This window comes from Bacillus sp. D386 (assembly GCF_006346415.1).
Map to the genome: position 1 here is coordinate 48,602 of NZ_VEMV01000007.1, position 21,237 is coordinate 69,838.

A 21,237-nucleotide genomic window follows, 5' to 3' on the forward strand; every position below is an offset into this window, starting at 1 on the left:
GTCGTAAACAAATTGAAGTTCAATTGTCAAAAAGGATAGAAAAGAGTAAACTACAGAATAGTGAACAAATAAACAAAAAGACTCATGAAAATATATTTCTTACAGGTTAAGGGAAAGAGTGAAAGGGATTGTTACATGTCATCGAAACTTATTAGAGGCACTTTTATTCTAACAGTTGGTATGGTTTTATCGAAAATACTCGGATTGTTTTATGTTATTCCTTTTAATCAAATTGTCGGCAAAGAAGGAATGGCGTTATACGGCTTTGCGTATATCCCCTATACGATTTTCATCAGTATATCAACGGGAGGGATTCCCCTCGCGGTGGCCAAATTTGTGGCCAAATATAATGCAATGGGTGAATATGCAGTTGGGCGTAAGCTATTTGAATCAAGCCGAAAAATAATGATGTTAACGGGGATTTCGGCTTTTCTCATTATGTATGTTAGCGCCCCTGGATTGGCTGCCATGATGGATACGCAAAAATTTTCCGTTGAGGATGTTACATCGGTTATACGGGCTGTTAGCTTTGCTCTGATCCTTGTACCTTCGCAAAGTATATTGCGTGGGTTCTTTCAAGGAAATGAGTCAATGGGGCCGACAGCTGTTTCCCAGGTTATCGAGCAGATAGCACGAATTATATTCCTGCTGGGCGGTGCATATATTGTCCTGAATTTAATGGGCGGAGATGTCGTACAGGCTATGAGTGTGGCAACATTTTCAGCCTTTATTGGAGCGGTTTTCGGATTTCTTGTTCTCTTATGGTATTGGAAAAAGCGGAAACGTCATCTCGATAAACTTTTGAGCGAAAGTAAAAATGAAATAGATATATCTCTTAAAGAGATCTATAAAGAAATCATTGTTTCCTCAATACCATTTATTTTTGTTGGTTTGGCTATGCCTCTATTCCAGTTAGTTGATACGGTTACTTTTAACAGAGCGATGGTATCAATTGGAGAAAAGGCAACAACAGATGTGGCTTTTGGTGTTTTAAATGTATCGACTCAAAAGCTTGTCCTTATTCCAATGACACTTGCTACGGCCTTTTCGTTGTCCATTGTTCCTAGTGTAACGAAATCGTTTGTTGAAAAGAATTGGAAGCTATACAAACAACAATTAACAGAAACGTTCCAAACTTTGCTGTTTATTTTGATACCGGCAGTTGTAGGAATCAGTGTTTTATCTGAGAGCGTATATGGATCGTTTTATGGATTTCTTGATTTAGGGTCAGAAGTATTGAAAGTTTATGCACCGGTTGCTATTCTATTTGCTTTATTTTCTGTTACAGCTGCAATCATGCAGGGAATAAGCCAGCAGCGTTTTACAGTCCTTAGTTTATTGACTGGGATATTAATAAAACTGAGCCTTAATATTCCGTTTATAAAAATGTTTGAAACGAATGGGGCAGTTTATGCGACTGCAATTGGATATACGGTCAGTACACTTATTAATTTATATGTAATTTATTACTTTACTGGTTATCGAATAAAATCTGTGCTGAGAAGGGGATTATTATCACTCATATTTGCTGGGGTTATGGCCTTGGTTGTATGGAGTCTGGATCAGGTCCTGTCTTCCTGGATAGGTTCAAAAGGTCAGATGGATGCGGTTTTCAGGGTGGCGATTACTGTTCCAGTCGGGGTCCTAATCTACTTTTTCTTATCCATTAAAAGTGGTCTATTACATGTCATTTTTGGAGAGCGAACGGATGGACTATTGCGCAAGCTAAAATTGAGCCGTTTCACGAGAGGGAATTAATCAAATTAAAATGTGAAAGTTTAACTTTAAGGCCTGCTTATTATTTAAAGCAGGCCATTCTCATAATTAGTATCGCATTCCAAGTGCTCGTTCAATCCGGGATACACGTCGATCAAGGCGTTCAAATTGGCGCTCCAGACGTTCAAAGCGGTTTTCAAGCCGATCTATACGGGCATTAACTCCACCTAAGCCAGGAAATAGGCCTCCTGGTCCAGGAAAACCGGCTGGCTGTGGCAATTGTCTATCATCTTGTTCGTTAGAGGGTTGTTGTTGATAATCCATAAATTTAGAACACTCCTTCAATTTATATTCAGCATTAGTCTATTCAAAAAAGGAAAATGGGTGATTTTAGGATGAGAATTGATAAATTATTGGCTAACTCCGGTTATGGAAGCCGGAAAGAGGTTAAACAATTACTTAAATCAGGGGCAGTTCTTTGTAATGATGTAAAAATAAGCGATGCTAAAAAGCATGTCAATCCGGATGAGGATGTAATTACCGTTTATGGAGAGCAAGTCAACTATAAGGAATACATTTATTTGTTAATGAATAAACCGGCCGGATACATATCTGCCACAGAAGATGACAGGCTGAAAACGGTGCTTGATTTATTGGAACCTGAAGATGCAAGTAAAAAACCATTCCCTGTTGGAAGGCTGGATCGGGATACTGAAGGGCTGTTGGTTCTTACAAATGATGGGCAGCTTGCTCATGAGGTGCTTGCTCCCAAAAAACATGTTCCTAAAACCTATTACGCAGTTATTCAGGGGATTGTAACCGAGGAAGATATTGAACAGTTTGCTAAGGGAGTTACATTGGATGATGGATATGTAACGAAACCGGGAAAATTAAGGATTCTTACAAGTGGTCCAAGATCTGAAATAGAAGTCATCATAACAGAAGGAAAATATCATCAGGTTAAACGGATGTTTGAAGCTGTAGGAAAAAAAGTAGTGTATTTGAAAAGAATTAAGATGGGCGAGCTTGAGTTGGATGAGAGCTTGAAAACAGGAGAGTACAGAGAAATGACTGAAGAAGAGATCAACCTATTGAATACACGTACTCCGGAAAAAGAAGACCGTTAAAAAGCGGTCTTCTTTTTGTAGGAAAAACTGTTTAAATCATTACGAGGTTAATTTAACTTTCTTTTGAGTGGTGGTCCACTTTCCACGACTGGGGCTGACAACAAGTTCGTTATAAGCCAACACATTTAAGTCCCTCTGAATGGTGCGTGGAGTAATTCCAAATTCATCCACTAATTCTTGGGTTGTTACCGTGCCGTTGCGGACGATGAACATATAAATGGACTTAATTCTGGTAAGCATACGGTTTGTTGAAGGTTTCAAAAAACCACTCCTTATGGATAGTTTCCAATGGCAACATTCCAACCTGCAAGGTATAAAGGCTGTTAACCATCCCACTTAACTAAGTTATCACCTATACAGCACTCCTTTTTTAGGACTTCAAAATACAAGTCCTTCTAGTACTATAATACCCCTCTCTAAATTTTAAATCCATATTTTCCAATAAAATAAAATGAAAATTCACTTAACTATATCTATTTTTGCGATACAGGCACTATGACAACAATACGATATATTTTATTTATTACACTATAAAATATGAACGGCACAGTCATGTGGTTCAACAAAAAATGCTAATCATGCTGAAATTCGATATAATAACGATAAATGATATGACAAAGAAATGAGGGTCACTTTTATGGATCTTAATTGGCAAAAAGAAGTGGAAATGAGAAAAAATGATTTGATTGCCGACACCCAGAAATTACTTCGAATTAAAAGTACACTGGATGAATCTGCATCAACTACTGATATTCCTTTTGGTCCTGGAATAAAGGAAGCGCTTGATTTTATGCTTCAGCTTGGAGAAAAAGACGGTTTTACCACTAAAAATGTTGATAACTATGGAGCTCATTTGGAAATGGGAAACGGAGATGAGCTCCTCGGTATACTTGGACATTTGGATGTAGTGCCTGAGGGAGAGGGCTGGACCAGCGACCCTTATTCAGCAGATATTCGGGATGGAAAAATATTTGCACGTGGCGCGATCGACGATAAAGGACCAACGATGGCTGCCTATTATGCGATGAAGATCATTAAAGAAATGGGCATCGATTTAAATAAAAGAGTTCGATTGATTTTGGGTACGGATGAAGAAAGTGACTGGCGCTGTATGGATTATTATTTTGAAAAAGAAGAAATGCCAACGGTAGGGTTCGTGCCTGATGCTGATTTTCCAATTATCTATGCAGAAAAGGGGATAGCAGATTTCACAATGGATATGAAATCAAAAAGTATACCGGCTGAATCCTTTGTTGTGAAAAGCTTTGAAGCGGGCCAGCGTTTTAATATGGTACCAGAGGCAGCTAAAGCAACTATTTCTCTTAATTTCGATGAGGCGAAAGAGTGGAAAGAAAAATTTGCAATGTACTTGAAAGATCATAATTTAAAAGGTACATATTCCATGTTAGATAATGAGGTCATCTTAACGATGGAAGGGATATCTGTCCATGGTATGGAGCCTGATCTTGGACTTAATGCAGGTCTTAAGCTGGCGGATTTTCTATTCACCATGCCTTTACGTGGGGATGACCGTGCATTTTTTGAATTCATCCATCAGTATTTGAGCAGTGAATCCAGAGGAAGAAAACTTGGTGTAGCTTATTCGGATGATATTACCGGTGATTTAACCATTAATTATGGAATTATTACATATAGAAATGGCGAATTAGGTAAGATTGCCTTCAATATGCGTTATCCTGTGACATATGATTTTGAGAATGGATGGAAAACGATTGAGCAAATCGCTGATAAGCATCAATTTACTGCGACTATAAAAACCCATTTGGGACCTCACCATGTGGATGCAAATAGCCAATTGGTTAAAACTTTGCAAAAAATTTATCACGAGCACACAGGGGAAGAACCTGAGCTATTGGCAATTGGCGGCGGGACGTATGCGCGTGCGCTGAAAAATGCGGTTGCCTTTGGCCCTTTATTTCCGGGGAGGGAAGATGTAGCTCATCAAAAAGACGAATACATCATGATTGACGATTTATTAAAAGCAACAGCTATGTATGCACAAGCTATCTATGAATTAACAAGATAATCTATCACAAGGGGAGTTGGGGGAAATGGATTATATTGTTCACAATGGCGTCCTTTCGAAAAGAGAAACAATTGCCATCGATATAGAAGATCGTGGGTATCAATTTGGGGATGGTATCTACGAGGTTATACGGATTTATAATGGAAAGCTATTTGCGTGGGAAGGGCATAGCAGGCGTCTGTTTGCAAGCGCACAAAAGATCGGCATAGAGATACCCTACAGTCCGAAACGCCTTAAGGAGATTATTGAGGAATTGGTTCTTAAAAATGAGCTGACTACCGGTACTGTTTATCTGCAATTTACACGGGGGGTTTCACCGCGGAATCATGCTTTTCCAGGTAAAGAGGTGGTACCGACCTTTATCGCTTATACAAGAGAATCTGAACGTCCTGTTGTACTGATGGAGTCAGGTGCTGAAGTCTGTATTATTGAAGATAAACGGTGGCTTAATTGCGATATTAAAAGCTTGAACCTTCTCGGTAATATCCTAGCCTTTGAAGAGGCGGTTAAACAGGGATGTAAGGAAGCGATTTTAAACAGAGATGGCATGATAACAGAAGGCAGTCATACGAATGTATCGATTATAAAGGATGGTATTCTGATTACTCATCCTGCAAACAATCTAATTTTAAATGGGATTACCAGGCAGTTGGTTTTAATGCTTTGTGAGGAGCTTTCAATTCCTTACGAAGAAAGACCATTTACACCTGGGGAATTAATGTCGGCTGATGAGGTATTTCTGTCTGGTACCACATTAGAAATTATACCCGTTGTAAAAACCAACGGACAAGCGGTTGGAAAAGCCCCATATACTACAACAAGAAAGCTTCAGAAAGCCTTCCTTGCTAAAATTGAAAATGAATGCGGAAGATTAAAGTAAATGGAAAAGAGTTCAGGGAATACTAACCCTGAACTCTTTTTTGAATAAACATTTTTATTCAAAATCGTCTAAATAGTTAAAATAGAAGGATGGACATTATGTTAAAATATGAAGGAGATAGGCCGATGAATAGACAGAATCATTATTTTTTTGCAATTGAATTACCTAAGGAGATTAAAGAATCATTGCACCAATGGGCTGCTGAATTAGAACGTATGTATGCATTTAAAAGCTGGGTTCATCCAAGCGATTATCATATTACTTTAGCATTCCTTGGCAGTGCCTCTCATAGTATGTTGGATGGTGCTGTGAATTTATTGAAGTCAAGAGCAGAGCAACTTGTTTCATTTCCATTAACGATTAAAGGATTGGGTACATTTGGTATGGTGAATCAGCCAAGAATTCTATGGGCAGATGTGAGGAAACAGCCGATCTTATATGAAGTGCAGAAGAACGTATGGAATGCTTGTACAAGTATCGGCTTTAAGTTGGATACAAAGCCGTTTACACCGCATGCTACGATAGCAAGAAGATGTATGGAGGCAATGGAAAAAGACAGTCTAAGACAACTAGAAGACTCTCTCCCATCTATACCAGAATTTCAGGTACAGCATCTCGTTCTATATCAAACCAATAGCCAATCTATTCCTAAATATGAACCGATCATTAAATTTCCATTGGTGTAAGATATTCATAAACGTAATGGTAGGTTGAATTGATTAAAACATGAAGGCTTTATTGGTCATGATTATGCACATTAAAATGACCATATAGATTTTAAAGAGACTAGAAAAGGGCAGGGGAAACGGGATGGGACAATTAATTAAACTGCAGGATTATGTATCCCGTTATGAACAGGATATTTATCATTATTCCTCTCAGTTTGTCCGCTTAAAAAAACAGCAGTGGACTAAACTAAAGCAGGCTTATGAAGAAGGAGATATCAATGACTGGCTGATTGGCGGAGAAAACAATGAGATATATCAAAATCAGGATGATCCCATTAAAAAGAGAACTCTCTCGGAGACGTTTAAGAAGATATTTACTAAAAGAGAACAAAGCGAACCTTTTCACGTTCATGAAGGGCAAACTGTTTCAAACAGAGAACAGGAATTGGGACGGTTTTTGAAATTCCCCCCACGAATAGAGAGCGATTTAAAACAGCAATTTTTAGATCGGATTTTTAATTTTCAGCTTAAATGGGCGAGTTCAACCTTAAGAGAAAAATCTGTAGTAAATGCCAATTATGTATATGACCAGAAACTGCGTTATTTTTTGCAACGCTTTCCTGATAACTGCTTAATTCTTTACAAGCCTGTCTTTCAGTTTAAAAATGCACCGGTAGAATTGGATATTCTGCTTATGACGCCTACGGAAATATGGTGCTTAACTTTTCTTGAAGCAGAAGAGGATGCCGTATTTTTGGCGGACAGGGGAAGGTTTTGGACAAGAAAACATCATAATCGGGCAGACAAAAAAGTGTTAAACCCGTATATATCCATAAATCGTATGGAAAGAATCATTAAGAGGATCTTAGAAAGCAAGGAGATTGATATGCCAATCAGGAAAGGAATCATTTGTCGTAATGGATATATCGATGATGTAAATGCCATCCATACAGAGATAATCATCGACAAGCGTTCTTATGCAAGATGGTTTGAGGGCATACGTAATAATCAGTCTCCTATAAAAAACCAACAGCTTAAGTCAGGTCAGGCTCTATTGGACTACTGCAGTACAGCCTACACTATTAGAATGGATTTGGAAGAGGAGTTGGAGGAGCTTGATAGAGAGAGCGGTTTATAGGGAAGCTTTAATGAGCAAGGAGAAGTTCAATTTCATTATAAATCCTGCCGCGAAGAATAGGGGAAGCTTAAAAATTTGGAAAAAGGTAAAAAAATACCTAGAACGTGAAAATATCCATTACCAATATAGGTATACAGAATATGAAGGACATGCCTGTAAAATTACTAGGGAAATTTTGGAAAAGGAGAGTGATTCGTTAATTATTGCTGTAGGTGGAGACGGGACGATTCATGAAGTCATTAATGGTGCTGTCGGATATAAAGAAGCCAGGATATCTTATATTCCTGCAGGATCCGGAAATGATTTTTCAAGAGGATACCAGATTGATAAAAATCCGACTAAAGCATTTAAAAAATTGTGTCTAAATAGTGAAAAAATGACACCAATCGATCTAGGATCCTATAAAACTGACAAACAAGGGTATTTTATGAACAGTTTGGGTATGGGATTGGATGCAGCAGTTACAAAAGCTGTAAATGAGTCGAAATCAAAATATTACTTTAATAAAATAGGCGCTGGAAAGCTTGTTTATTTATATTTCTTTTTTATTAAATGGTTAACATATAGACCAATTGATGTTTCTCTTTCGATAGATGGCCGGGACCTCAACTATAAAAATGTTTGGCTTGTTACGACATCCAATCAGCCCTATTTTGGTGGTGGAATAAAGATTTCACCAAACTCGAAACCAGATGACGGGCTTTTTCATATCATAATCGTACATAATATTTCCAAATGGAAACTGATACTTATGTTCGTCACAGTAGTTTGGGGCGGCCATCTCAAAATAAGGGGAGTACAGGAATTACAAGGGAAGAATATAAAACTTTCTTCTGAGCAACCAGCATTTATTCATGCAGATGGCGATTATATTGGCAATGATAAGGTAGTCGTTAATATGCATCATCATAAAGTAAATATTGCAGCTTTAGGAGAGTGAGTATTGTGTATTCAGATAGGTTTTCAGCTTTTTTGGACGCATTAAACAAAATTACCATCTTAATTCCACTTAATTATCGTGATAACGAAACCCCGACCTTTACGATTTATTTCGAAGGTCAAAAAATTGGCGTATTAAAGGTTGAAGAGGTCGTTCGAATAGAGCATTACATTAAATATATATGTACGGCTCCATTTGAAATACCGCTCGGTGAAGAGTATCAAATAGAGGATGATAAAGGAATAGCCTTTGGACTTCGGACAGGTGCAGTAATCCGGACTCCTGAATTTGATGAACATTATCATTATGATGGAAATGATTTAGGCGCTGTCTATACAAAAGAAAAGACAGTGTTTAAGCTATGGGCACCAACTGCTACCAGTGTAAAGGTTAAGCTAATCAATGATTTTGGGGCCGAAAAAGGAACTGTGGCGATGCAGCGGGGGGAAAGAGGAGTATGGTCATTAACGATTCATAATGATTTAAAGGGTTATTTTTATTCTTATTTGGTTCGTGTCAATTATATTTGGAGAGAAGCAACCGACCCATATTCGAAGGCTGTTTCTGTAAATGGCCAATACAGCGCTATTATAGATCCCGAAAAAATCGAAAGACATTCCTATAAAATTCCCACGTTAGACAGCCATGTCGATGCAATTATCTATGAAACACATGTACGCGACTTTTCTCATCATAACAACAGCGGCATGGATGCCAAGGGGAAATACTTGGCGTTTACAGAAGAAAATACGAAAACAAACAAAGGATATTCAACCGGGATCAGTTATTTAAAGGAACTTGGAGTTACTCATATTGAACTCTTGCCGGTTAATGATTTCTCAGGGGTTGATGAAACAGTCATTGGTAAGGAGTATAATTGGGGTTATAATCCGCGTCATTTTAATTCTCCAGTAGGAGTCTACAGTACAAATCCGCATCTGCCGTTCAATCGAATAGAAGAATTAAAGGAATTGATTAAGAGTCTTCATAAAAATGGACTTGGCGTTATTTTGGATGTTGTTTATAATCATGTATTTCAAAAGGAATTGTCTAACTTTGAGAAAATCGTACCTGGCTATTATTTCCGCTATGATTCAAACGGAATGCCTTCAAATGGCAGCGGCTGTGGAAATGATGTAGCATCAGAACGATTTATGGTCCGAAAATTCATTATAGCCTCCATTAAATATTGGTTGGAGTATTTTCAGGTTGATGGATTTAGATTTGATTTAATGGGCTTACTAGACTTGGATACGATGAAGGAAATAGAACGTGTGGTAAGAGAAATAAGACCGGATGCCATTCTCATCGGAGAAGGCTGGGATTTACACACAGCACTCCCTGCTGAGCAAAAATCAACGATTGCAAATGCTCATAAATTAACGGGTATTGGATTCTTTAATGATCGCTTTAGAGATACGATTAAAGGAAGTAATTTTGATTTAAAAGATAATGGCTATATTTCCGGTAAAAGAGTAGAGCCGCATGATTTCTTTGAGCTTGTGACCAATACAGGTACCGAATATCCATTGACACCGGTACAATCAGTCAATTTTGTGGAATGTCATGATAATCACACATTATGGGATCGCCTTCAGGTGGCTAATGGGTTGGAGTCAAATGAATTAAGGCAGCGCCGTCATCGTTTTGCTACAAGTATTGTCTTGCTTTCACAAGGTATTCCATTTTTGCATAGTGGACAGGAATTTTTTAGAACAAAACAAGGAATCGAAAATAGTTATTGTTCACCGGATTGGATAAATGAACTTAATTGGGATCTAAGAGAGCAACATGATGAAACAATATCTTATTTAAAATGCTTGATACAAATTCGAAAAAGCCATGGTGCATTCCGTTTTCGAACACGTGAAGAAATAGAAAGACATATGAAAATTGTCGATATTCATGTTAATTGTCATGCCCTGATGTATGAAAATGTCGGTGAATATGGAAGCTGGAAAAATATTTTAGTAATCTTCCACCATGCTGAAAAGGAAACAGCAATCACTCTGCCAAATGATACTGAATGGGATATTCTTTGTGATAGTTGTGCTGATGGACAAGGAGACCGTATAATCAGGAAAAGCATAAGAGATTATACCCTTGAACCTTTGCGAACATATGTGTTTGTTCAGGAATAATAGTCAGGAACACTTGACGAATGTGTCCCTAACCTACTAAAATTTAATAAGATGGCTATTGGAAAAAAGCAGTCAATGGCTGTCTTTTTTATTTTTACATACAACCATGCCAGAATAGATTAGATTATTGAAGGTGAATACCATGGATTATTTAGGGCAAGAGTGGGAGATAACCCCTGCCGGAGGAGCAACAGGTGAAGCGTTTATTGCCAGGCATGATGAGCAAAGACTATTTTTAAAAAGGAATTCGTCTCCTTTTTTAGCTGTGCTTTCCGCTGAAGGAATAGTGCCAAAACTGATTTGGACCAAGAGGCTTGAAAATGGAGACGTGATTACTGCTCAGGAATGGATGAATGGTAGAGAATTACATCCTACTGAGATGAGTGAAGAAGCGGTTGCTGAATTGCTTCAGAAAATCCATCTTTCTAAACCTTTATTAAACATGCTTCGACGCCTAGGTAAGACAGCCCAAACACCTACACAAATCCTAATGTCCGTAAAAAATTCCCTTGATAAGGAATTAGAAAATCATCCAAGTATTCAAAATACGATTGAATTTATGGAAAGACATATACAGGATGTCAACAGTGACCAGCAAGTTGTATGCCATGGTGATATTAATCATAATAATCTCCTTATTTCTGACAATGGTGATCTATATTTGATTGATTGGGACGGTGCAATTATCGCAGATCCGGCTATGGATATCGGTATGCTATTATATTCCTATGTTAAACAAGAGCATTGGAAGGAATGGCTATCCAAATACGGATTAGAGCTCACTGAAGACCTTAAGTTAAGGATGAAATGGCATGTGCTTGCACAGGTTATACAAAATATAGTCTTGCACAAACGAAAAAACCGGTTGCATGAAATGAACCGGTATATCGAATATTTAAAATTTGCTCAGGAATATTGATCAATGTCTCGAACCCAGCCAGAGAGTTGCTGCTGGTGTGCTTCTATATGACTTTCTAGGTTGGCGGCATGTATACCGCTTTGGCTGTATTGGTAAATCTCATCAAGTACAGCTTTTGTATTTACATCAAGACCGGGTTGAACCATCAGGGATTTAACAGTTCTCTCAAGCTGTTCAACTTCTGATTGTGAACCGCAGCAATCTTCTTGATGATTATTTAAAATATCTTTTACTAACATCCAATGATGATTTTGTGATAATGGCAAATTATCCACAACCCTTCTCTTCATATTCAATTTTAGGTTGTGAAAGTTTAGCCAAATTTATTCATATTTAACCGGCATATGCCGGTTTTTATTATGTTTTAACTAATAAGCATGGTATTTTATGAAATGTTATGCTACTCTTTTTTTACGTATTTTAGCGGAGGTGCACAAATTTGAGACAACGTTATAAACCATGGGCTAAGGATAAGCTAATGGCCAATCCTTATTATTGCATTCAGGAGCCGACTACTAAAAAGGGTTCATGGAATGAAGTGTTTGGGAATAATAATCCGATTCATATAGAAGTAGGTACTGGTAAAGGACAATTTATTAATGGTATGGCTGCACAAAATCCGGATATTAATTATATCGGTATTGAATTGGCAGAGCGTGTGATTGTTACAGCACTTGATCGATTGCTGGAATCTAATCTTCCAAATGTGAAGTTGCTGAATGTGAATGCCGAAGAGCTTCCAAATATTTTTGCAGAGGGAGAAGTTTCCCGTGTTTATCTGAATTTCTCTGATCCATGGCCTAAGAAACGTCATGAAAAGAGAAGATTGACGTATAAGACATTCCTTGATCTATATAAAGGAATTTTGCCGGAGCATGGCGAAATTCATTTTAAGACAGATAACAGAGGATTATTTGAATACTCACTTGTAAGCTTCTCGCATTATGGGATGACATTAAATGAAGTGAGCTTGGATTTACACAACAGTGATATGGAAGGCAATATTATGACTGAATATGAACAAAAATTTTCAGCAAAGGGCAATCCAATTTATCGTTGTGAAGTCTCCTTTTAATCCTATGGTTTTTTGATCTGTCAACACACTTATAAAAAGGGGCTTATAGATTATGGAAACTTTGCAATTTGGTAAGTTTACATTAACCTGGTTGAATGGCGGAGATACTCATATGGATGGTGGAGCCATGTTTGGAGTGGTTCCGAAACCATTATGGTCAAAACGTTATCCTGTTAATGAATTGAACCAAATAGAGTTAAGGTCGGACCCCATCTTAGTACAGACAGATCATAAAAATTATTTAATCGAAGCTGGCCTCGGCAAAGGGAAGCTGTCGGAAAAACAAATTAGAAATTATGGTGTCAGTGAAGAGTCCAAGCTCGAGGAATCCTTGAGCAGGCTCGGAATGACCTATTCGGATATCGATGCAATTCTGATGACTCATATGCATTTTGATCATGCCTGTGGGCTGACTGGTTATCAGGAAGGCGAATTGATCAGCCTATTTCCTGAGGCAACGATTTATACCTCGAAAATTGAATGGGAAGAACTTCAGAATCCCAATATTCGTTCCCGTAATACCTACTGGGAAGAAAATTGGAAGCCAATTGTTACACAGGTCGAAACATTTGAAGGTGAAGTATTAATCACTGAAGGACTGAGGATGATTCATACAGGCGGCCACAGTGACGGTCACAGCATTATCGTGCTCGAGGACAATAATCAACAATTAATTCATATGGGAGACCTTATGCCAACGCATGCCCATCAGAATCCTCTATGGGTGCTGGCTTATGATGATTACCCGATGGATTCCATACATGCAAAAGAGAAATGGATTAAACAAGGAATTGAAAATAAAGCATGGTTCACTTTTTATCATGATTATGCTTACCGTGCCATCAAATGGGATGCAGACGGAAAAGGAATAATCGAAAAAGTTGAGCGAAATCGACCAGAATAAAGGCTGTCCGGTAGGTCACTTGTTGGTGACTTATCGGCGCTTTTTTTTACGGGCTATTAGTTTAATGTGGTGGTATGCTGCGGTTATGAGGCATCCAATATCTAAAATTCCCGCTCAATCAATATCTTTTTCGCTCATAAGAGGGGAAATTCGCTCGATAAATTCTGCTTTCGCGCATAAAATAGGGAAAACATATAATTCTCCTTCAAAATTACTACTATCTTATTGAAACGCCTAATGAAATAAAAAAATAGAAGGGGGAAAAGTGATTTTCCTCCTTCTACCATTTTTAATTAATGTACTTGTTCGTAAAAATCGATGATTGTTCCTGTTGTTGCATCCGCTATAAATTCATACTGCGTAGATTCAAGGCCTTCTTGCTTTGTAAGCCCACCTTTGTATACATCATAATCCAATTCATTTTTTGTATACTTTTCAGGCTTCATCATAATCCATGAGCCTCTGATGGTCTCTCCGCCTTGTCCAAGTGTACTTTTAATAGTGGACAAAATCTTTTCAGGAGAAGTAATATTGCTTTGATTTGTTAATTCTTTAACGACATAACCTGCTGCAAATCCTGCTGCAACACCTGAAATAAATGTTTTCCAATTCACTTATATTCCTCCAATCAAATGGGTAATAGCTGTTATTTAACATTTGCTTGGTTAATCTATTCCCGTTCATTATACATTTTAAGCTTAAATAGTGCCATCTTTTAACCAACAAACTCCATGTATGTGGTATTTGGAAGTATGATTCTGTAGAATGAGAATAGAGATTATAGAAAATAACATGGTAAAGGGGATACATATATGAAGCAATCTACTCTAGATTTATTTAAGACTCTTACCGAGATTCCAGGAGCACCTGGATTTGAACATGAAGTTCGTTCGTTTATGAAAAAGGAATTATCCAAATACACAGATGAAATCATTCAGGACGGCCTTGGCAGTATTTTTGGTGTGAAACGCGGAAATGACCAAGGACCAAAAATTATGGTTGCCGGACATATGGATGAGGTTGGTTTTATGGTAACCTCTATTACTCCTGAGGGGTTACTTCGTTTTCAAACGCTTGGAGGCTGGTGGGGTCAGGTGTTGCTGGCACAAAGAGTGCAGGTATATACTGAATCAGGCCCTATTATCGGTGTTGTCAGTTCGATTCCGCCACATTTGCTGAGTGAGGCCCAAAGGTCCAAACCTATGGAAATCGGTAATATGCTGATTGATATTGGTGCTGATGATAAAGAGGATGCAATTGCAATGGGAGTGAAACCAGGTCAGCAAATCATCCCATATAGTGAATTCACTCAAATGGCCAATCCTAAAAAAATTCTGGCAAAAGCATGGGACAATCGGTATGGCTGCGGATTGGCGATTGAACTACTGGAAGAGCTTCAAAATGAGACATTGCCTAATATCCTATACAGCGGTGCTACTGTTATGGAAGAAGTCGGTACGAGAGGCGCGGGTACAGCGGCGACGATGATTGATCCTGATATCTTCTTTGCATGTGATGCAAGTCCTGCAAATGATATGTCAGGCAGTAAATCTGTATTCGGTTATCTCGGAAAAGGTCCATTACTTAGAATATATGACCGTACAATGGTCATGCATAAAGGGATGAGAGAATTTATCTTGGATACTGCGGAATCGAATCATATTCCGTATCAATATTTTGTTGCTCCAAATGGGGGGACAGATGCAGGGAAAGTACATATTACAAATCGCGGTATACCAAGTGCCGTAATTGGTATATGTTCACGGTATATCCATACGCATGCCTCCATTATTCATATTGATGACTATGCTGCAGCAAAAGAATTATTGGTTAAATTAGTTAGAAGCTGTGATAAAACAACCGTTGAAACGATTAAACAAAACGGTTAATAAAAGAGTTGAGAAGGCAGAGGCATCTATCTGTCTTCTTTTTTAAAGAAAGGATGCAGATTAATGGTTAAAATTGCTTTGGGCACTAAAAATCCGGCGAAAATTAAGGCTGGAGAATTAGCGGGCCGGGAGTTATCAGCTGAGCTTGTTCCGGTTAATGTATCATCTGAGGTAAATGAACAGCCATTCTCGGATGAAGAAACAATTGAGGGTGCTTTAAATAGAGCAAGAAATGCGATGAAGGAAGTTCAGGCTGAATTTGGGCTGGGTCTTGAAGGCGGAGTGGTGAAAACGCCTTATGGATTGTTTATATGCAATTGGGGAGCACTAGTCACGAAAGAAGGCAAAAGCTTTGTCAGTGGCGGTGCACGTATCAAATTACCGGAAAGTATTGCTGAGGAGTTATACTCGGGCAGAGAGCTTGGGCCGGTTATGGATGAATATACAAAGAAACAGGATATCAGGAAGTCAGAAGGAGCTGTTGGTGTATTCTCAAACGGCCGTATAACAAGAGATCGTATGTTTGAGCACATTATTGAATTATTAGTTGGTCAGTATGAGTATCATTTAACAGTAAAGAAGTCGTGATGAGGAGAGTTTAGGAGTCTTAGTATTTTTCATCTTCTGATAGACGCTGAATTTCTTCATGTTTCTTTATTTTGGAAGAGAAGAGCTTCGAAATAATAAACCCGACGAGGGAGATAATACTATTTTTCATGTAATTTCTCACCTTTATCTATGATTTTACTAGTATGATAACATAGGTGATAAAAAAATACTGCTAAAAACGTTGAGGACTGCCGAATTTTGTCAAATAAGGGTAGTTGCTTGTTTTTATCCTTTCTAAGGGCTATTAAGAGCTGGGAATATACTATATGATCTCTCATAGCTACTAAGAGTCAAAAGCCAAATCACCTTTTGATTGAAGAAGGTGATTCTACAACTCAGCGGGCTTTCGCATGATTGCTGCTCCTGGATAAAAGTTACGGATGTACAGCCACTTCCTTTCTGGAGGCAGTTGTTTCCATATAAATCCTTACGAAAGCAGCCATATAAAAAGAGGAGAGATAATTTCTCCTCTTTTCTTGTCTTATGTTTTCTCAATTACAATTAAACAGGTGCTGTCCGGTAGCGGTACAATCTCTCTTTTTTCATTCATAATTTTTACTTTAGGTAAAAGAAATTCTTCGTATCCGTTTTGTAAATAATGATGAAGCTTTATAATTTTTGCCTCTTTACCTAAAGATACATGAATAACTTCTTCATATTCACTTGGAGTAAAATACCCAAATTGTTCTTGTACCTCATGTGGATAAGCCTCTTCTCCCCAAGTATACGTATAGAGGAATTCCATTAAATCATTAACAGGCAGTTTGATAAGAAGACTCTCCAGTCTTTCATACCTGATAGTCCTTCCCTTAAAGTCATGAACATACCTTATAAAGAAGTCCATGCCCTTTGGGTCTTTAAATTCTAGTAGTCTCCATTGGTCTATAGGCTCAGTCATAATTCCGTCACGAATGATGATTCTTCCGCCTTTGTTTAATACTTCAAAAGAACTTTTCAATGCTTGGATAACTACATCTCGATTGAATTTCCTGCCTTTGTACGGAATATAAGAATACATTTCATGTAAGATAGAAGAAAACACAATGGTATCTACGCTTCCTGGCTCATAATAGTCTTTTAATTCCAAGGCGTTTGCCTGTTTTACGTGCCATGATTTATTTTCCCTGAATTTTCGCCTGTTTAATTCCTCTACTACATTAATTGAGATATCAATTCCGATTACAGTTACTTCCGGGTGATTTTCTGATAGGATATCAAGCATCACACCGCCACCAGCTCCAATGTCCAGCATTACCTTCCCTACAGCAAAATCAGATATGACCTTTTTATGATCTTGACCATTATTCATATCGGTTAAATAGTTTTCTTCATTCTGCAAGCGATCAAAAGCATCTTTCCTGAAACCAAAAAAGTCATAAAGTAAGATAATTGCTCTTTCATATATCGGAGACTTTTCGGCTTCCTGGCAAAATTCAATTAATTTCTGACCGGCACTTGAATAACTAAAATGAACCCCTACAATTTGACCTAGTAAGTCTGTGGATTCAATTTGAATTTGAACGTGTTCGTTTACAGGCATCTTTCCTTTTAGTAAATCCTCAATTGTAAACTCACTTAGGAATGTCTCGATAATTCTTTTTTTGTATAGATTAATTACTTTTTGCCCCTTGTAATCATAGTAAATATCCTTCATGAAAGACTCAAAGCTAACCTGTTGTATAGTAAGGGGATTAATTTTCTGGAATATCAATAAGAAAATTTTCAAAAACTCTTCTAAAGAAAACTCTTGTAAAGCAGATTCAAGATACCACATATCTATTTTTTTAAAGAACGATTCTATGTATCTAGCTAATTGATTGTTTTCGAAATACTGAATGTATAGATCATCGAAGTTTTCCCCTCGCTGGATTGAAGATTATCTTAATCTTCTCATCCGCTCTTTTAGGGGAAGCTCTTTTGCCTGTTCACCTTTGTTTATCCAGGATAGTACTTCTTCTACTTCTTTATTAACGTTGTTCCACAACTGATCCGAAACCGCTTGAATAACACACTGATTTAGGGAATAGAGAATCCTTTCTATGTTATATTCTAAGTTTTTATGTTCCTCGATCCAATAAATTAAGGGACGGAATTGAGAATAATGGATTTCTCCTCTGATAAATTGACCGGCTAACCCATGCGTTAATATGAGAAGATAAACAAGTTCCTCTTTTTCTAAATTGCGGCCGTGTAACGGCAGGTTCATTTGTTCATCAGCATAAATTTGAGCTGAACCAATATTATGGATGGCCAATTGGAACCCTTTTTTCTCCCACTCTCTACGTTTGTGCTTCAACCCGCCTTTTGATACCTCAGACCAAATCAAGACCTCTTCAATAATTGACCTTTCATTAATGGGAAGATTCATCTCGTTCAATAACCAAAGGGTTCGTTCTACATAGGATAGAACCGGGTTTGGCGGCAATTTCTCTAAAGATTCTACTTGCTCTAAATTTACGTGTTGTTCTTTTGTAAGGTAGAGAAAGTGTATCCACTTATGATTTCTTAATACCTTTGTATTTCCTATCTTTACTTCTTGTATACATTTTAGTGAGTTTAACAAATAAATCCGCCTTTCTAATAAAGCAGAATAATGGGGTGAAAACCATTCTGTTAGGATTATATCTTTATGCATGTTGTAGTTACTTCCATATTAATTCTTCAATGAACGGTGTATATCCTTTTCAGAATGGAAGATATTTGTGGTGAGGATAAAGGGGATTTCTTTATAAATTATAACTATTTTTCTCCCAGCTTATTTGTATTCAATAGCCGTTTATCCTATTAGAGAATGTCTATTGGATGTTTTCGTAAAGATTGTTGCTAATGCCATAAAAAGAGGCAGTGTTTTTGCTATCTCGGATATTCAACTAAAACCCCCTTAGTCAATAAGAACTAACTTCTCTTTCTCAACAATAAATAGAATATAAATCCACTAAGAGTAAATATAACCGTACCAACAAACACCTTTACTAATGAGACACCTATTTGAACAGTATCATCAGTTGCGTGTTTTATCACATTTACTGTCCACCAGTTATAAATTGAAGATTCATATATAGCGAAGTATAGCCACAATAAATAACAGAAGAAAACAAATAAAAAAACACGGATTTTTCTATTCATAACATTCCCCTTCTACAATAAATGTCTTTATAAAACATTAACACTGCCCTTAGTTAAGAAGCTATCTTTATTCTGGCGATATCACAGAATGGTGATTAACTTATTTATTCAGGAGGAACAATCTATGAGATAACAGCCTTGTAGAATCAAAGAGACTTAGACGAGTATTATTCTTTAGAAAATAATTTAAATAGTTGTTTACACCTGTCAAGACAGAAGTTAATATACAAATTAGAGATTTCATTTTAATAGTTTTCATTGAGATTGTGATGGGGAGGGTCAATGAATGGGGAAGGGAAAGGTAAAAGAACGGAAACTATTGGGGATTGCCGGGGTCGCTTGGCTATTCGATGCTATGGATGTTGGAATGCTTTCGTTTATTATCGCGGCTCTGCAGAAGGAGTGGAATTTAACCTCAGAACAAATGGGGTGGATAGGAAGTGTGAACTCTATCGGCATGGCAGTAGGTGCTTTAGTGTTTGGGATTTGGGCTGATCGTATCGGCCGAAAAAATGTATTAATTATTACGCTATTATTATTTTCCTTAGGAAGCGGATTTTCTGCTTTGACGACAAGCTTATCTATTTTTCTGGTTTTCAGATTTTTAATTGGAATGGGGCTTGGCGGTGAATTGCCAGTTGCTTCTACGTTGGTGTCGGAAAGTGTGCCTGCAGAGAGAAGAGGCAGAGTCGTAGTGCTGCTTGAAAGTTTTTGGGCTGCAGGCTGGCTGATTGCGGCGCTTATTTCATACTTTGTCATTCCAACTTATGGCTGGCAAATTGCTTTACTAATCAGTGCACTTCCTGCTTTTTATGCGATTTATTTAAGAATACATCTACCTGATTCTGAGAAGTTTCAAATGGTTAAGGAAAAGAAATCCATCTCAATCGTAAATTCGCTTAAGACACTATGGACTAAAGATTATGCGGTAAAGACTTTGATGCTCTGGATTCTGTGGTTCTGTGTTGTCTTTTCCTATTACGGGATGTTTCTGTGGCTTCCCAGTGTTATGATTTTGAAAGGTTTTACACTCATAAAAAGTTTCCAATATGTTGTTATGATGACCTTGGCGCAATTGCCTGGGTATTTCACGGCTGCCTGGTTTATAGAGAAATTTGGACGTAAATTTGTATTGGTTACATATTTGTTTGGAACAGCTGTAAGTGCTTATTTCTTCGGTAATGCAGAAACATTAACAGCCTTAATGATTTCAGGGTGTTTTCTTTCCTTTTTTAACCTGGGAGCTTGGGGAGCGCTCTATGCCTACTCACCTGAACAATATCCAACTATTATAAGAGGGACTGGCACAGGAATGGCAGCAGCTGTGGGGAGAATAGGAGGTATCCTTGGCCCGCTTGCCGTCGGAAACTTACTGGCTTCTCATACATCTATTGATAAAATCTTCTTACTTTTTAGCATTGCCATTATAATTGGGATGCTGTCTGTATTGATTCTTGGCAAGGAAACTAAAAATGTGACGTTAGAATAGCAATCCTCTGTAGATTTGGGTATGATAACTCATACAAGAGGCTACTCGAGAGGATGATTTTGATATGAAAAAATTAGAAAGTATGGAACATTATAATGAATTGATGTCAAATGGGAAAGTGATGCTTTTATTTTCTGCAAATTGGTGCCCGGATTGCAGATTCATCGAACCATTTATAGGTGACATTGAGGCCGCAAATAAAGAGTATACCTTTATCTATGTGGACCGCGATCAATTTCTTGATCTGTGCATAAAGCTGGATGTCTTTGGAATACCGAGCTTTATTGCATTTGAAGATGGAAAAGAGCTCGGCCGATATGTAAATAAGGACCGGAAGACTCAAGAGCAAATTGAAGATTTCATTGCTTCATTATGATAAACTATTATACTCCCCCCTATTCGGGGGATTTTTTTATTCCGTTCTTACTTCAAAAAAAGCAGAAAAAAGAACGATTAAGTGGAGATAATCGCCCGTATGAACCCGATTGACTCCGTTGGTGCTCTTTGGAATGAAGGAACCCAACCAACAAAGTTACACTTTATTTAGCAGCATGAGTTTAATTAAGCTA

Annotated in this window: 21 protein-coding genes; 15 read left to right on the forward strand and 6 right to left on the reverse strand. The window is 37.7% G+C overall.

Translation table 11 applies throughout. From position 1 onward, the window contains the following. Positions 1–135 precede the first annotated feature (135 nt). Positions 136–1,758, forward strand: a complete 1,623-nt coding sequence (locus FHY45_RS18995) for a putative polysaccharide biosynthesis protein (protein ID WP_066109124.1) — start codon at positions 136–138, stop codon at positions 1,756–1,758. Between the two features lie 66 nt (positions 1,759–1,824). Here the strand turns inward: FHY45_RS18995 and FHY45_RS19000 are convergent, their stop codons facing one another. Beyond that, on the reverse strand, positions 1,825–2,040 hold the full coding sequence (locus FHY45_RS19000) for a hypothetical protein (protein ID WP_066109121.1): 216 nt from the start codon (positions 2,038–2,040) through the stop codon (positions 1,825–1,827). A 71-nt stretch (positions 2,041–2,111) separates the two neighbouring features. On the opposite strand from FHY45_RS19000, the gene FHY45_RS19005 reads away from it, so the two are divergent. After that, on the forward strand, positions 2,112–2,843 hold the full coding sequence (locus FHY45_RS19005) for a pseudouridine synthase (protein WP_066109117.1): 732 nt from the start codon (positions 2,112–2,114) through the stop codon (positions 2,841–2,843). 39 nt (positions 2,844–2,882) lie between these two features. On the opposite strand, the gene FHY45_RS19010 is transcribed toward FHY45_RS19005, so the two are convergent. Then, positions 2,883–3,104 (reverse strand): DeoR family transcriptional regulator, encoded by a 222-nt coding sequence (locus FHY45_RS19010; protein WP_049669825.1) that lies wholly within the window; start codon positions 3,102–3,104, stop codon positions 2,883–2,885. 376 nt (positions 3,105–3,480) lie between these two features. Here FHY45_RS19010 and pepV point away from each other — a divergent pair, with 376 nt between their 5' ends. The 7 genes from pepV (at position 3,481) to FHY45_RS19045 (ending at position 11,576) form a co-directional block, all read left to right on the forward strand. After that, on the forward strand, positions 3,481–4,890 hold the full coding sequence (pepV, locus tag FHY45_RS19015) for a dipeptidase PepV (protein ID WP_066109114.1): 1,410 nt from the start codon (positions 3,481–3,483) through the stop codon (positions 4,888–4,890). A 25-nt stretch (positions 4,891–4,915) separates the two neighbouring features. Beyond that, on the forward strand, positions 4,916–5,770 hold the full coding sequence (gene dat, locus FHY45_RS19020; RefSeq protein WP_066109109.1) for a D-amino-acid transaminase: 855 nt from the start codon (positions 4,916–4,918) through the stop codon (positions 5,768–5,770). 125 nt (positions 5,771–5,895) lie between these two features. Then, positions 5,896–6,456, forward strand: coding sequence for an RNA 2',3'-cyclic phosphodiesterase (gene thpR, locus FHY45_RS19025; RefSeq protein WP_066109270.1), 561 nt, complete (start codon positions 5,896–5,898; stop codon positions 6,454–6,456). A 124-nt stretch (positions 6,457–6,580) separates the two neighbouring features. Continuing rightward, a complete protein-coding gene (locus tag FHY45_RS19030) occupies positions 6,581–7,576 on the forward strand; it encodes an NERD domain-containing protein (RefSeq protein WP_066109106.1) in 996 nt (331 codons plus the stop codon). Further along, positions 7,554–8,516 (forward strand): diacylglycerol/lipid kinase family protein, encoded by a 963-nt coding sequence (locus tag FHY45_RS19035; protein WP_139892781.1) that lies wholly within the window; start codon positions 7,554–7,556, stop codon positions 8,514–8,516. Before FHY45_RS19030 ends, FHY45_RS19035 begins: the two co-directional genes overlap by 23 nt. 5 nt (positions 8,517–8,521) lie before the next feature. Continuing rightward, positions 8,522–10,657, forward strand: a complete 2,136-nt coding sequence (gene pulA / locus FHY45_RS19040; protein WP_180350022.1) for a type I pullulanase — start codon at positions 8,522–8,524, stop codon at positions 10,655–10,657. A 142-nt stretch (positions 10,658–10,799) separates the two neighbouring features. Next, the gene (locus FHY45_RS19045; RefSeq protein WP_066109102.1) at positions 10,800–11,576 is read left to right on the forward strand and encodes a phosphotransferase family protein; all 777 of its coding nucleotides are present in this window, start codon (positions 10,800–10,802) and stop codon (positions 11,574–11,576) included. Here FHY45_RS19045 and FHY45_RS19050 read toward each other — a convergent pair. Further along, positions 11,564–11,842, reverse strand: coding sequence for a YtzH-like family protein (locus FHY45_RS19050; protein ID WP_257469191.1), 279 nt, complete (start codon positions 11,840–11,842; stop codon positions 11,564–11,566). The genes FHY45_RS19045 and FHY45_RS19050 overlap by 13 nt on opposite strands. A gap of 173 nt (positions 11,843–12,015) precedes the next feature. On the opposite strand from FHY45_RS19050, the gene trmB reads away from it, so the two are divergent. Both trmB and FHY45_RS19060 read left to right on the forward strand, forming a co-directional pair. Continuing rightward, positions 12,016–12,651 carry a tRNA (guanosine(46)-N7)-methyltransferase TrmB gene (gene trmB / locus FHY45_RS19055; protein ID WP_066109099.1) on the forward strand — a complete coding sequence of 212 codons (636 nt, stop codon included), beginning with the start codon at positions 12,016–12,018 and terminating at the stop codon, positions 12,649–12,651. A gap of 52 nt (positions 12,652–12,703) precedes the next feature. Continuing rightward, positions 12,704–13,555, forward strand: coding sequence for a YtnP family quorum-quenching lactonase (locus FHY45_RS19060; RefSeq protein WP_066109096.1), 852 nt, complete (start codon positions 12,704–12,706; stop codon positions 13,553–13,555). Between the two features lie 293 nt (positions 13,556–13,848). Here FHY45_RS19060 and FHY45_RS19065 read toward each other — a convergent pair whose 3' ends face one another. Further along, on the reverse strand, positions 13,849–14,169 hold the full coding sequence (locus FHY45_RS19065; RefSeq protein ID WP_139892783.1) for a hypothetical protein: 321 nt from the start codon (positions 14,167–14,169) through the stop codon (positions 13,849–13,851). 198 nt (positions 14,170–14,367) lie between these two features. Between FHY45_RS19065 and FHY45_RS19070 the strand changes: the two genes are divergently transcribed. Both FHY45_RS19070 and FHY45_RS19075 read left to right on the forward strand, forming a co-directional pair. Continuing rightward, positions 14,368–15,444: a M42 family metallopeptidase gene (locus tag FHY45_RS19070; protein WP_066109090.1), complete on the forward strand. Its 1,077-nt coding sequence runs from the start codon at positions 14,368–14,370 to the stop codon at positions 15,442–15,444. Positions 15,445–15,507: 63 nt separating this feature from the next. After that, entirely contained in the window at positions 15,508–16,032 is a 525-nt protein-coding gene (locus FHY45_RS19075; RefSeq protein WP_066109087.1) for a DUF84 family protein, read from the forward strand. Positions 16,033–16,534: 502 nt separating this feature from the next. On the opposite strand, the gene FHY45_RS21045 is transcribed toward FHY45_RS19075, so the two are convergent. Together FHY45_RS21045 and FHY45_RS21050 are read right to left on the reverse strand one after the other, a co-directional pair. Next, entirely contained in the window at positions 16,535–17,923 is a 1,389-nt protein-coding gene (locus tag FHY45_RS21045; protein WP_306821567.1) for a class I SAM-dependent methyltransferase, read from the reverse strand. 6 nt (positions 17,924–17,929) lie between these two features. Further along, a complete protein-coding gene (locus FHY45_RS21050; protein ID WP_257469193.1) occupies positions 17,930–18,616 on the reverse strand; it encodes a class I SAM-dependent methyltransferase in 687 nt (228 codons plus the stop codon). An 849-nt stretch (positions 18,617–19,465) separates the two neighbouring features. Between FHY45_RS21050 and FHY45_RS19090 the strand changes: the two genes are divergently transcribed. Both FHY45_RS19090 and FHY45_RS19095 read left to right on the forward strand, forming a co-directional pair. Continuing rightward, positions 19,466–20,668: an MFS transporter gene (locus FHY45_RS19090; protein ID WP_139892784.1), complete on the forward strand. Its 1,203-nt coding sequence runs from the start codon at positions 19,466–19,468 to the stop codon at positions 20,666–20,668. Between the two features lie 64 nt (positions 20,669–20,732). Further along, positions 20,733–21,044, forward strand: coding sequence for a thioredoxin family protein (locus FHY45_RS19095; protein WP_066109075.1), 312 nt, complete (start codon positions 20,733–20,735; stop codon positions 21,042–21,044). The last annotated feature ends 193 nt before the right edge of the window (positions 21,045–21,237 follow it).

Excerpts from the sequence above, each read along its gene's own strand:
- FHY45_RS18995 (WP_066109124.1), top strand. The coding sequence starts at position 136 with ATGTCATCGAAACTTATTAGAGGCACTTTTATTCTAACAGTTGGTATG.
- FHY45_RS19000 (WP_066109121.1), bottom strand. The coding sequence starts at position 2,040 with ATGGATTATCAACAACAACCCTCTAACGAACAAGATGATAGACAATTG.
- FHY45_RS19005 (WP_066109117.1), top strand. The coding sequence starts at position 2,112 with ATGAGAATTGATAAATTATTGGCTAACTCCGGTTATGGAAGCCGGAAA.
- pepV (WP_066109114.1), top strand. The coding sequence starts at position 3,481 with ATGGATCTTAATTGGCAAAAAGAAGTGGAAATGAGAAAAAATGATTTG.
- dat (WP_066109109.1), top strand. The coding sequence starts at position 4,916 with ATGGATTATATTGTTCACAATGGCGTCCTTTCGAAAAGAGAAACAATT.
- thpR (WP_066109270.1), top strand. The coding sequence starts at position 5,896 with ATGAATAGACAGAATCATTATTTTTTTGCAATTGAATTACCTAAGGAG.
- FHY45_RS19030 (WP_066109106.1), top strand. The coding sequence starts at position 6,581 with ATGGGACAATTAATTAAACTGCAGGATTATGTATCCCGTTATGAACAG.
- FHY45_RS19045 (WP_066109102.1), top strand. The coding sequence starts at position 10,800 with ATGGATTATTTAGGGCAAGAGTGGGAGATAACCCCTGCCGGAGGAGCA.
- FHY45_RS19060 (WP_066109096.1), top strand. The coding sequence starts at position 12,704 with ATGGAAACTTTGCAATTTGGTAAGTTTACATTAACCTGGTTGAATGGC.
- FHY45_RS19070 (WP_066109090.1), top strand. The coding sequence starts at position 14,368 with ATGAAGCAATCTACTCTAGATTTATTTAAGACTCTTACCGAGATTCCA.
- FHY45_RS19075 (WP_066109087.1), top strand. The coding sequence starts at position 15,508 with ATGGTTAAAATTGCTTTGGGCACTAAAAATCCGGCGAAAATTAAGGCT.
- FHY45_RS19090 (WP_139892784.1), top strand. The coding sequence starts at position 19,466 with ATGGGGAAGGGAAAGGTAAAAGAACGGAAACTATTGGGGATTGCCGGG.
- FHY45_RS19095 (WP_066109075.1), top strand. The coding sequence starts at position 20,733 with ATGAAAAAATTAGAAAGTATGGAACATTATAATGAATTGATGTCAAAT.